Origin of the sequence: Sulfurovum sp. UBA12169, from assembly GCA_002742845.1 — a bacterium.
GTDB lineage: Bacteria > Campylobacterota > Campylobacteria > Campylobacterales > Sulfurovaceae > Sulfurovum.
Genome location: DLUH01000001.1, coordinates 301,331 through 313,980, shown reverse-complemented (window position 1 = coordinate 313,980; position 12,650 = coordinate 301,331). Strand labels below are relative to the sequence as shown.

Annotated in this window: 10 protein-coding genes; 6 read left to right on the top strand and 4 right to left on the bottom strand. The window is 39.1% G+C overall.

Annotation, left to right across the window (positions count from 1 at the left end):
* Nucleotides 1-16 precede the first annotated feature (16 nt).
* Nucleotides 17-892 carry a hypothetical protein gene (locus CFH81_01640; GenBank protein ID DAB41024.1) on the top strand — a complete coding sequence of 292 codons (876 nt, stop codon included), beginning with the start codon at nucleotides 17-19 and terminating at the stop codon, nucleotides 890-892.
* 236 nt (nucleotides 893-1,128) lie between these two features.
* On the opposite strand, the gene CFH81_01635 is transcribed toward CFH81_01640, so the two are convergent.
* The 4 genes from CFH81_01635 to CFH81_01620 form a co-directional block, all read right to left on the bottom strand.
* Nucleotides 1,129-1,470: a hypothetical protein gene (locus CFH81_01635; protein DAB41023.1), complete on the bottom strand. Its 342-nt coding sequence runs from the start codon at nucleotides 1,468-1,470 to the stop codon at nucleotides 1,129-1,131.
* Between the two features lie 225 nt (nucleotides 1,471-1,695).
* A complete protein-coding gene (locus tag CFH81_01630; protein ID DAB41022.1) occupies nucleotides 1,696-3,573 on the bottom strand; it encodes a hypothetical protein in 1,878 nt (625 codons plus the stop codon).
* Between the two features lie 8 nt (nucleotides 3,574-3,581).
* Nucleotides 3,582-4,145 carry a hypothetical protein gene (locus tag CFH81_01625; protein DAB41021.1) on the bottom strand — a complete coding sequence of 188 codons (564 nt, stop codon included), beginning with the start codon at nucleotides 4,143-4,145 and terminating at the stop codon, nucleotides 3,582-3,584.
* Between the two features lie 98 nt (nucleotides 4,146-4,243).
* Nucleotides 4,244-5,371 (bottom strand): tRNA guanosine(34) transglycosylase Tgt, encoded by a 1,128-nt coding sequence (locus tag CFH81_01620; protein DAB41020.1) that lies wholly within the window; start codon nucleotides 5,369-5,371, stop codon nucleotides 4,244-4,246.
* Nucleotides 5,372-5,448: 77 nt separating this feature from the next.
* On the opposite strand from CFH81_01620, the gene CFH81_01615 reads away from it, so the two are divergent.
* The 5 genes from CFH81_01615 to CFH81_01595 all read left to right on the top strand — a co-directional run bounded on the left by CFH81_01615 (nucleotide 5,449) and on the right by CFH81_01595 (nucleotide 12,649).
* Entirely contained in the window at nucleotides 5,449-6,879 is a 1,431-nt protein-coding gene (locus CFH81_01615; GenBank protein DAB41019.1) for a hypothetical protein, read from the top strand.
* Between the two features lie 135 nt (nucleotides 6,880-7,014).
* On the top strand, nucleotides 7,015-8,067 hold the full coding sequence (locus CFH81_01610) for a 3-dehydroquinate synthase (protein ID DAB41018.1): 1,053 nt from the start codon (nucleotides 7,015-7,017) through the stop codon (nucleotides 8,065-8,067).
* Nucleotides 8,067-9,752 carry a hypothetical protein gene (locus tag CFH81_01605; GenBank protein DAB41414.1) on the top strand — a complete coding sequence of 562 codons (1,686 nt, stop codon included), beginning with the start codon at nucleotides 8,067-8,069 and terminating at the stop codon, nucleotides 9,750-9,752. The genes CFH81_01610 and CFH81_01605 overlap by 1 nt, the downstream gene beginning before the upstream one ends.
* Nucleotides 9,739-11,001, top strand: a complete 1,263-nt coding sequence (locus CFH81_01600; protein ID DAB41017.1) for a tRNA (N(6)-L-threonylcarbamoyladenosine(37)-C(2))-methylthiotransferase MtaB — start codon at nucleotides 9,739-9,741, stop codon at nucleotides 10,999-11,001. Before CFH81_01605 ends, CFH81_01600 begins: the two co-directional genes overlap by 14 nt.
* Nucleotides 10,970-12,649, top strand: coding sequence for an AAA family ATPase (locus CFH81_01595; GenBank protein DAB41016.1), 1,680 nt, complete (start codon nucleotides 10,970-10,972; stop codon nucleotides 12,647-12,649). The genes CFH81_01600 and CFH81_01595 overlap by 32 nt, the downstream gene beginning before the upstream one ends.
* The last annotated feature ends 1 nt before the right edge of the window (nucleotide 12,650 follow it).

The following is a 12,650-nucleotide window of genomic DNA, read 5'->3' as shown; positions in this document are numbered from 1 at the left end:
CTTAAAAGGATAAAAGTTGGCAGCAGGTTTTTTTGCACTGTTTGATGATATTGCGCTATTGATGGACGATGTGGCATCGATGAGCAAAGTGGCTACTAAAAAAACAGCAGGAATATTGGGAGATGACTTGGCTGTCAATGCAGACAAGGCGTCGGGGTTTGCCTCGTCAAGAGAGCTTCCTGTATTGTGGGCTATAACCAAAGGTTCTTTTGTCAATAAATTGATTATTTTGCCTTTGGCATTTCTTTTGAGCGCTTTTGCACCATGGAGTATCATTCCTATTTTAATGGCGGGAGGGCTCTATCTGGCATATGAGGGAATTGAAAAGATTTATGCATATTTTGTGCCTCATGAACATGAAAAAAAACATGTGGTGCTTGAAATTGTGTCCGAGGAAGAAGTGCTAAAAGAAGAACAAAATAAGATAAAATCAGCAATCGTAACAGATTTTATCTTGTCGATCGAAATTGTAATTATTGCTCTTAGTACCGTGGTAAAGCAGGCATTGCCTGTTCAAGTTATGGTGGTTTCTTTGATCGCCGTGCTTGCAACCATCGGCGTATACGGAATTGTTGCAATGATTGTCAGAATGGACGATTTCGGATATAAGCTTATTGTTGCGGGGAATGATAAAAATAAAATACTTATGAGCACAGGCGAGTTTTTGGTTAATGCGCTGCCTAAGGTGATCAAATCTTTAACCGTCATCGGAACCATTGCTATGCTTTTGGTTGCAGGGGGGATCTATGCGCATCATGTGCATTGGCTTCACGATCTTTTGCATAATGTGCCGGCTATCTTAGGAGAGCTTGTTGTGGGAATGCTGGTGGGTGCGATCGCCTTGGTTTTTGTGGGTATATTTGGAAAAGTCAAACGTTTATTTAAGCTGTGATGCCATCTTTTGATTGTTTTTCATTATTTTTTAAAATTAAAAAGGAAGAAAATATATCTTAGGTGCCAAGAAGGGCGGGGGTATTGTCTGCATTGGTAAATGACGCCGACAATAAAAATTTTTAAAAGGAGGAAGAATAAAAATTTTCTTCGACACCTAAGACATAATGTAAGTATAGCCAAATAAGATAAAATTTGTCTTAATTTAAAAAGAAAGAGAGAAATAGTTTGGCGAGCTTACTGTATTAGCCAATTTTCAAGCATAAAGATTTCCTGTGTCGCAGGCATTCCTTTCCAGCCGCCGCTCTCTAGATACATCATTTTGTTTGCAAAATATCCTACGATATATTTTTCTTTATAGATGACAAATCCGCCCGAGTGAAGCAGAGCAAAGATCTCTTCATGGTTTTTTGCTTTTTTATAATGTAAAAAATCAAAACTGTGTAATGCAGTAAGTGCGGCGCGAAGCATTTCGTTTTGATGCAGAGATACGCTTAGCGTATAATAAGCCGGATAGGCGACAGCAGGATCTTGTATAAGATCGCTGATATAAAGTTTTTCTTTTTTTGGCAGATACATGGTTAACCTTACTGTAAGAATTTGATGATTAAAAGTATAAAAAAGTATAGCGTTTGGCGAGAAGAAGGTACGAAAAAGATGTCAAATTGACATTTTAATGAGATAGATATGTTCTCGTTGATGTATTGAAATCATAGAAAATGCTTTAAAGAGCTAAGCATCTTTTTCTTTTTTTCTGCAAAAACGAGAAAAAACACAAAGCAATTCATAGTTATTGTGTACTTTTTACCATGAGCCCCCACCGCCTCCGCCCCCACCGCCTCCGGAAAAACCGCCGCCTCCGGAAAAACCTCTTCCCCCGCTTGTACCGCTGGAGGGAGGAAGAGATGCGCTGTGCACAGAAGAAGCAAAGCGTTTTAGATTCTTGATATCGCCGGCATACCAATGGGGTGCGGCAATGTTCAAATTTGAAAAAAGAGAAAGCCAGTGATCGATTTCACCAAATAAAATTGCATAAGGCAACATCTTTTCAAGGTAAAGCGGGTCTAGCTGCAGACGTCTTTTGATCTCATCTTGCTTTGCCCGCTTGATAAACATTTGCAGGCCCAAAAGATGGGTGCGGGCTTGAGCGCCTTGTTGCGTAAATTTTCCTATCTTTTTATATGTATATGCCAGTGCTAAAATCAAAAGCAAAAGCACACCGAGCGGTCCTGCGAATATTTCACGAGCTGTGAGCGGCGTATTTTGAATAATTGCAATCAGAGGTATCATGCCTCCCGCCATAAAAAGAACACCAAACAGCCTGGATGCCCACGTTTTGCTCCCAAGGATGGTGCCCATTCCCGCCACGCCGAATATCAAGGGAAACAATAAGACAGCAAGAATTTCGCTTCCGGATTTTTGCACAAGACCATAAAGCGTAAATCCCAGTACGGGCAGCAGATAAAGAATGCTTTTAATTAAAAAATTTTTTCGCAGTCTTTGCGGATTTTCACTCATATAGCCGGCTCCCACTACCCAGATGTAAAGCTGATCATTGATGTGCCTAAAACCTTCCAGAAGAGATTTGGCTTTTGTTTGTGAACCCGAAGAGAGTATAAACTGCTTGCCAGACTTAAAAAAAATATGATTAAGCAGATATTTTTGGTCCATGGTTAATTTGTCATCAAGGGGAATGCCGGTTTGCATCAAGACCGGATCATCGTTTGAGCCCGGTTGCTCAATAGTCAAATATCCAAGTGCGGCAAGCTCAAGTATGGCTGCTGCAAAATCTTTATCATCCGCAAAGTGATCCAAAATAAGACCGGACTGCAAAAGACTGAGTCCTTTGGGGACTGCATATTGTACTGCGATAGAACGTTTGTCGATAAAACCTGTATATTTTTCAAGACTTTTTTTAAAATAAAGCAAAAATGCTGCCAATGCGCCCCATTGCCAATACTCTAGTATCCACTCCCACCATGCAGCCTTACTGTTGTCAAGTCCATGCTGATCAAGACGATAAGCGGGATATGCAAGCTCTACGGTTAATCCTTCGTGCGGACGAAGTGAGGCAAGTGAGATTTGCAAGATTTGCGGTGTTGCCCAATGTGCTGTTGCTTCAGAAGTTTTGGTGCCGTAAGAACCGGTAAAAGTGGCGGGAGTTATAATTTCCCAAGAGAGTGAGGAGGGCAAAAAGATATGTGCTTTTATGCCATAGATGGGAATCTGCCATCCTGTGCCGATAATGTTCCAGCGTATCGCATCTTGGTTTTTGTTTTTTGCGGCCGGCAGTACACCTTTTTTGACACGGTAGGCGATCGTATAAACATGTTTGCCGCTGCGATACAAAGAGGGAGAGCCGATTTTGAGACGTACGACATCGCCTGCATAGGTAGAGGCCATAGTTGATTTTTCCCATGCTTCGGCCGCGCCGTCAAACAGTATTGAAAAATCATAAAGCCCTATTTCTTTGGGGCGGATTTTACCTTCGACCGTAAAAGGAATATCTCGAAATATCCCATGTTTTCGCTGTTGTTCAAAATCATAGGTAATTGACTCTATAACGGCAAGTTCACCGCTTTGTTCTACGGTAACATTGACCTCATAGGCAATAATTTTCTCTGCCCATGCCGTATTGCTCAATCCACCTAAAAAAAGGATGATCAAGAATAGTTTTTTCATCACGATGGTTAAAAATTTATCTTTGGCATTTTTGTAGCCTCTTTGACCTCACTTTCATTCAGTTCAAAATATTCACGAGGTGTAAATTGAAATTTACGGGCAACAAAAAGATCCGGAAAAGATTCGATTTTGGCATTGTAGTCTCTGACAATGGCATTATAATAGCGTCTTGCATTTTGAATAGCATCTTCAAGAGAGCCCAGTTCTTCTTGGAGGTGTAAAAAGTTAGTATTGGCTTTAAGATCAGGATATGCTTCGGCCAGCGCAAACAATTTCCCCAACACTCCAGAGAGCATATCTGCTGCAACAGCTTTCTCGTCAAGAGTATTTGCATTAAGCCCTTGCTGCCGTGCTTTGATTATTTTTTCAAGTGTATCGGCTTCATACTCTTTGTAGCCTTTGACCGTATCTACCAGAGCAGGAATAAGATCATAACGGCGTTTTAATTGCACATCAATGTCTGACCATGATGCTTCTATGCCTGCCCTCAGAGAGACGAATGTATTGTAAATTATAACTATGTAAACAGCTATCCCCGCGCTGATCAGAAGTGCAATGTTTAAAAAACTCATGAGATATCCTTTAGGTGTCTATAGTTGATTATACAAAAATAAAACTAAAATGATATATTTTTTAAAAAAATGACTATTGAGAAAAAAAGAGGGGGAGATTAAGCCTTTGTTCCTCTTTTTGTATAAAATTCAGCCCTGAATGATTCAAATTTTTCATGCAAGATTGCTTCTCTCATCTGTTTCATCAGGTCAAGATAATAATAGAGATTGTGGATGGTCGCTAATCTGAAATAAGTAATCTCTCTTGCTCTAAAAAGATGTCGCAAATAAGATCGGGAGTAGGTTCGGCAAACCATACAGCTGCATTCCGAATCAATGGGTGCTTCATCTGTGGCATATTCAGCCTTTTTGATATTTACTTTTCCAAACGACGTAAATAATGTTCCATTTCGCGCATTTCGGGTAGGCATTACGCAGTCAAACATATCGATTCCTCTATAAACGTTCTCTACTAAATCTTCCGGAGTTCCTACGCCCATAAGGTAGCGAGGCTTATCCTGAGGCATAAATTGTGTTGTCCATTCTACGGTATCATACATATCTTGATTGGCTTCTCCTACACTTAGGCCGCCAATGGCAAAACCGTCATAGTCCAAAGCGCAAAGCTCTTTGGCAGATTTTTCACGAAATGTTTTGTCTGTCCCCCCTTGGATAATTGCAAAAATATTTTGATCGATGCCGATACCTTTTTCTTGGTTTGCTCTATGGTATTCTATGGATTCTTTTGCCCATTTTGTGGTGCGCTCAATACTTGCCTTGATGCGTTCTTGGGTTGCGGGCAAAGCAACAAGATCATCCAGTATCATCATGATGTCTGAACCAAGGTTGTTTTGGATGTCTATCACTTTTGTGGGTGTGAAATAGTGTTTGCTGCCATCAAGATGGCTTCTGAATGTGATGCCGCCTTCATCAATCTTGACATTGTCAGAGAGAGAAAAAGCTTGAAATCCGCCGCTGTCTGTCAAAAAACTCTTGGGGAATTTGGTAAATCCTTGAAGTTTGCCCATGGTGTTGATGATTTGATCCCCGGGGCGAATATAGAGATGATAGGTGTTACCCAATATGATCTCCGGAGTAATAAAAGATTGTAAATCAGTAGCATCGAGTGCCTTGACTGCTCCTACGGTGCCTACGGGCATAAAAACCGGTGTCTGGATGGTAGAATGGGCAGTCTTGATGGTACATGCTCTGGCTTTCCCGTCTGTTTTATCTATCTGAAATTGCATTGTGTTATAATATCCCCCAAATTAATGACGCTATTGTACCGCTTTTTTGGTTACAATCGCGCTACGAAAGAAATTGTATGAAGAATATACTTATCTTGGCTGATGGCAGTATCGCCAGACATTTTATCGAGTGGGTAAGCTGTAAAAGGGTAGTTAAAAACAAATACTCTGTTGTATGCCAAAAATCCAATATGATACCTGAGAAAAGCGGGAAAAATATCTCTTTTGTTAAGGCCGATCCAACAAGCTATTCTAAAATGAAAAATATTATGGATGATGTAAAATACAGCCTTGTATTTATTGTTATGGATACCATGGAGGATACCAGATATGCATTAAAAAATATCCGTCTTATTGATAAAAAAATAAGAGTTGTTTTGCTTAATCAGTGGGACAATGCCGAGATGGCTCAGGCGGAAGAGAATGTTATAATCATATACAGAGACGAACTTATTGCCGCGCATCTCTACAGCCATCTTCCCAATGTGCCCGTGGTGGCTCAAAATATTGGACTGGGACGTGGTGAGATCATGGAGATACTTGTTCCTTTTGGTAGTGCATATGCCTATAGGCATGTGGGCTCTATTATGCAGCGCAAATGGAAAATTGCAGCTATCTACCGAGAAGAAAAGCAGATTCTCCCCACCAATGCAACCATGGTTTACCCCAATGATACTCTGCTTGTTTTGGGCAAACCTATCGTGTTGGACGGTGTGTATAAAATGATCAATAAAAGAATTGGTCTTTTTCCTGAACCGTTTGGTAAAAATCTTTATTTGCTAATAGATTTTCGGGTTGACAGCGAAAATGCATTGCTTTATTTGCAGGAGAGTATTTATCTTGTCAATGAGCTTGAAGATAAATTTCTTTATGTGCGCGTACTTTATCCAAATAATTTCGAACTTATTGAAGCATTAAAAAAATATGAATCGGCCAATGTCATGCTCTCTGTTTGCTATAATGATAAAGATATTAAAACGCTTGTAGAGTATGATATTCAACAATATGATATCGGACTTGTATTTGGCAGCGTTAAAACCTTTGAGTCAAAGCAAATCAAAACAGTACTTTATGCGTTAAAAAAACTTGTTTATCTTTTTGGCGATAAACAAATTTACAATATCAAAGAGGCTGTTGTACTTATGAATGAAAAAGAAAAAATGGAGTCTATTTCATCTACCGCCTTTGATTTTGCAGAAGAATTGGGTATAAAATTGACACTTGCAGATTTTGATCCCGAGGGAGATTTTGAAGCAAAAAAAATGGTAATAGAACATTATGAAACCATGGCGCAGATCTTTAATACCGAAATTTATATTGAGCAAAAAGTAGCCAATCCTATCAGAGAGATTGAAAGAAAAAAACAGATACTTCAAATTGTACCTTTTGAAAAAGAACTGATCCATAAAAATTTTTTGTATTTTCTCTCTACTAAATCACACAATTTTCTTCTTGCAACGCAAAGGCATCCCAAGCTGCTTGTTCCTTTTGAGGAAAGCGAAGGATAGTTTGGGGCAATAAACTCGGTATTTTCAATCTTTTTTCGGATGTAATATCTATTTTTATATCGGTTCTTCACATCAGAAATTAACCACAATTGAGATAAAATAAAGCAATTTATAACGTATACAAGGTTTTTTCTGATGATAGTTCCTATAGAATTGGTTCATACGCAAAATATAAGATATGATATTACGATTGATGATTTGCCGCAACTTTCCTTTGACACCAAAGCTGTCATCGTCACCAACCCCACAGTGGCAGGGTATCATCTGGATACGCTTTTGGCACATATAACCGCTTCAGAACTTCAGGTGGTGACAATACCCGATGGCGAAGAGTACAAAAATCTTGAGACCATTGAAAAGATATTAAATGAACTTTTTGAATATAAGCTTGACAGAAAGTCACTTCTGATTGCTTTTGGCGGAGGCGTAATAGGAGATATGACGGGATTTGCCGCAAGCCTTTATCAAAGAGGGATAGACTTCATTCAGATTCCCACGACGCTCCTTAGCCAGGTTGATGCAAGCGTAGGAGGCAAGACCGGTGTCAACAATAAGTATGGTAAAAATCTTATCGGAACATTCTATCAGCCCAAAGCGGTCTACATAGATCCGAAATTTTTAAGAACACTCCCGCCGCGCGAATTTGCCGCGGGTATTGCGGAGATGGTAAAAATGGCTGTTATGTTTGACAAAGCCTATTTTGACTTTTTGGAAAGTGCAAATTTTTCAAATGAAAATATACTTAAAGAAGCTATTGCAAAAAGTGTTACGCTTAAAGCATGGGTAGTAAATCAGGATGAAAAAGAGGCAGGCATTCGTGCTGTACTCAATTACGGCCATACATTTGCGCACGTCATTGAAAATGAAACAAACTACACCGCTTATCTGCACGGCGAAGCTGTGGCTATAGGAATGGTTATGGCAAATGCACTTGCAGTGGAACTTGGATTTTTTACGCAACAAGAAGCAAATCAAATCAAAATATTATTACAAAAAGCATCGTTACCTACATATTACAACATCAAAGATGTGGATGATTTTTATGAACACTTCTTCTTAGACAAGAAAAGCGCAAAGGGAAATATTAAGTTTATATTGCCAAAAGGAGTGGGCAAATTTGAAATGGTGTCAGATATAGACGAGGCAATCGTTAAAAAAGTACTTCGTAATTTTGGAGAAAATAAATGATGAAAATATTGCTGACCGGATTATTTATTTTTTGTTCGTTGGCATTTGCCGTAGAACAAAAAGAGGTCAATGCAACCGATTTGAATGCCAGTCAGATATCCGCAATAAAACAAATAGAAGCCCACAGCATACTCAATAAAAAAAAAATCGAACAATTGCTTGCTGAAAAAGAAATAGTAGAGAAAGAACTTTTAGAAAATAATATTTGGTTTAAAATCTATAGCAATTATCATACGTATAAAGAATTGGTCAATCAAAAAAGGACACTTGACGGCAAGATAGGACTTTTAGAAAAAAGAAAAAAGCGCTCAGAAAAAGAAGAAGAAGAGCTTAAGCAAAATAAACAAGAGAGTTTGACACTTTCAGGCAAGCTTCAGCTTTTAAAAGACTATGAGAGTGATCCGTTTAAAAATTTTCTTACTCCTCCAAAGATTGAAAATGTTCCCGCAGTCGAAAACCCCTTAACCATTATTTCAGCATATTCTTATCGGGAAAAACTTCATTCCGATCAAATTGCTTATGAGAGCAAGTATAAATCTTTAAAGGATGTTTTAAGCAATCTTTATAAAAAAAAGACGATAGTCAAAGATCTGCTTATTTTGGAACCTGAAAATAAAAAATATCAAAAGACGGCCGAGGAACTAGAGGAGCAGATCAAGACTTTTGCTTCGGTAATGGAAATTTTTGAAACAACCAAGAACGTCTATATTAAAAAAATAGACGAGATTAAACTCAATCTTAAAAATGATATTGACAGAGAAATGAACAAAACGGTGAACATTGGCGCTATCATTTTGGTGTTTTTTGTTCTTCTTTTTGTAATTAAATATTTTGTAAGAAGATATATGTCGGACAATGAGCGTTTTTATATCATCAATAAAGCGCTCAATATTACATTCGTTACTTTTTTGCTGGTTATACTTTTATTTGCCTATATTGAAAACGTGAGCTATTTGGTTACTATTTTGGGATTTGCCTCTGCGGGTATTGCCATTGCCATGAAAGAATGGTTTATGTCGCTGATGGGTTGGCTAACGATTATTATAGGCGGATCGGTCCATGTGGGCGATAGGGTAAAGTTTGTCAGAGGCAATGTGGAATATGTAGGAGACATCGTTGATATTTCTTTGCTGCGTATGACGCTTCATGAAGATGTTTCTCTTACGTCTCTTATGCAAAACAGAAGAGCAGGGCGTATTATTTTTATTCCGAATAATTTTATCTTTACCGACATGATCGCCAATTACTCCCATGCCGGGCTCAAAACAGTATGGGATGGAATAGACTTTGTGATTACGTTTGATTCAAATATCTCAAAAGCACAATCCATTGCCAAAGAGATTACCAGAAAATACTCCAAAGGATATACCGATATCACAAGAAAGCAGCTCAATAAACTAAGAAGCAGCTACAGCATGAAAAATACCAATGTTGAACCGCGTATTTATGCACTTATTGATACATACGGCATCAAAATAAGCGCCTGGTATATGACAAATGCCTTTGCGACACTTACGCTTAGAAGTACGATCTCGGTAGAGATTATCTCGCGCTTGCAGGAAGAAGAAGATATTTTTCTTGCGTTTCCAACACAATCTGTTTATATGGATAAGGATGTTCGCAAGCCTTTACAGGGTGCAGAAACAAAAATAAAAGCAGAAAGGACAAATAATGCAGGTTCCTAAAAAAATCTATTTTAAAACTTTTGGGTGCCGCACCAATCAGTTTGACACCCAGGTAATGATTTCTAAATTAAAAGAGTTTGAGCTATGTGACGATGAACGGTGCAGTGATATTGTTATCGTAAATTCTTGCACTGTAACCAATGGAGCAGACTCTTCGGTGCGCAATTATATTTCTTCTATGAAGCGAAAAAATCCGAATGCAAAAGTGATTTTGGCGGGGTGCGGCTCGCACTCCAAAGGAGAATCATTGTTTGAAGAAAAAAAAGTTTTTGGTGTCATAGGTCACTCAGAGAAAGAAAAGATCAATGAGATCCTCAAAGAGGAAAAACCTTTTTATCAAATTGGAGATCTTAAACATATCGATTCTACTATCGTGGAGGAGTTTGTAGGTAAAAGCAGGGCATTTATCAAGATTCAAGAAGGATGCAGCTTTAGATGTTCGTATTGTATCATTCCTTCTGTGCGCGGAGATGCCAGAAGCCATAAGGAAACAGATATTCTTGCTCAGGTGGAAAAACTTGCGAGCAATGGTTTTGGAGAATTCATCCTAACGGGGACTAATGTAGGAAGTTATGGGCAGGACAGAGGTTCTTCGATGGCAAAACTGCTCAAAAAGATGAGCATGGTACGCGGAGTAAGACGTATACGCATAGGAAGCCTTGAGCCCATACAGATAGATGATGAATTTAAAGAGCTGCTTTGCGAACCATGGATGGCAAAACATCTGCATATCGCCCTGCAGCATACCAGCGACAAGATGCTCAAGCTAATGAACCGTCGCAATACCTTTGCTGCCGATCTGAAACTTTTTTATGAAATAGCACAAAAAGGGTATGCGTTGGGTACGGATTATATTGTAGGTCACCCAGGCGAAGACGACAAGGAGTGGACAGAGGCGATAGAGAGAGTCAAACAGCTTCCGCTTACCCATATTCATGCATTTACTTACTCTAAGCGGGACAACACCCCTTCAGCAAACATGAAACCTGAAGTCAGAGGCGATACCGCCAAGAGTCGACATAAAGAGCTTACAGCACTTATCCAGGCAAAAAATTATGAATTTAGATGCAGGTATAGAAAAAATCTTGAGGTGCTGCTTGAAAACGGCAAAGATGGAATTTATCATGGCTTTGACCAATATTTCAATAAAATAGAAGTCAAAAGCGATGAGGATCTCAGCAGTAATTGGATGCTGCTTAATGATGTGGAGGTAAGCAATGAAGGAAATAAAATACAAATCTTATCTTAAATCTTTTGATCAAAAAAATGTAGGCATCATAGCGGGGTTACTCGCCGTGCTGGTAGGGCTTTTATTTTTTTCATTTTTGAGAGATACGGATCAGCTTATTACCCACGCGCAGGCGAATGCTCTTTATACTGAAAATAAAATTCAAAAAGTCATTGTTGATGAACCTTATATACGACTTCAGAGCACTGATGGCAGATACAAAATCTACAAAGAGGCAATCAATCAAAATGCTTTTTTTAGTAAATATCCGGTAGAGGTTCACCAAGAAGGCGGGGTGGCGTACACTATGATATTTTTATTGATTGTTTTATCTGTTCTTGGACTGGCGTTCTGGTTGGCCAGACAAAATGGTTTTCAGCAGTCTAAAAAATTTAGCGGTATTTCAAGTGATGCGAATGAATTGCCCCCATATGAGCCCGTGCAGGCACTTGCGTCTAAAGTAAAATTTTCTGATGTGGCAGGCATCAAAGATGTCAAGGAGGAGCTCGAAGAGATTATTGACTTCTTAAAAGAACCGCAAAAATATAGAGACCTGGATATTCGTTTGCCCAAAGGCGTACTGCTGGTGGGGCCTCCTGGTGTAGGAAAGACACTTATTTCCAAAGCGGTGGCAGGAGAAGCCGGTGTTCCTTTTTTCTATCAAAGCGGGGCTTCTTTTGTGCATATCTATGTCGGCATGGGAGCAAAAAGAGTCAGTGAGCTTTTCAGAAAAGCCAAACAAATGGCTCCCAGTATTATTTTTATTGATGAGATTGATGCGGTAGGCAAAAGTCGCGGAGCACTTAGAAATGATGAAAGGGAAACTACACTCAACCAGCTGCTTACCGAAATGGATGGCTTTGAGGAGAGTTCAGGGGTTATTGTTATTGGAGCAACCAATAAGATAGATGTGTTAGATGAGGCTCTGCTTAGGGCAGGACGTTTTGATAGACGTATCCATATTTCGCTGCCTGATTTACAAGAGAGAATAAAAACACTTGAGCTTTATTTGATAAACAAGCCAAATGAGGTTGATGTGCAGCAGGTTGCCCGCATGACGGTCGGTTTTAATTCTGCGGCACTTTCTACATTGACAAATGAGGCAGCTATTTTTGCCATGAGAGAAGGGCGAAACGTCGTAAAGACAGATGATTTTGAAGCTGTAAAAGAAAAAGTTCTGCTTGGCAAACGAAAGATACTCAGTTTTACAGAAGAGGAAAGGGCGATTCAGGCACGTTATCAAGGGGCCAAAGCTCTCATGGCAACATGGCTTGATGTAGAATTTGAAAAAATAGGTATTGTAAATTCAAGATTTACGACTCAAGACCACGAAATTCTTTCCAAAACACAGCTGCTGTCGCGTATTAAAGTTTATTTGGCCGGCAGTATTGCAACAAAAATACATTACAATGAACAGTTTACCAACGCCAGTGAAGATATTTCTAAAGCTAAAAAATTGGCAAACAAAGTGATTCATGAATACGGCATGGGTGAAAATTTTATTATTACGCCCGATCAAGAGGAGCAGCTTTTGAGGGAATCTGTTTCTGCAATCACTTCTCTTTTGGGTACACTCGGCCAGGCATTAAATGAAATTACTGAATATCTTTTAGTGCATGAAAATATAGTACAAGAGGAATGCAGAAAGATTTTGCGTGAGATGTTTTGAG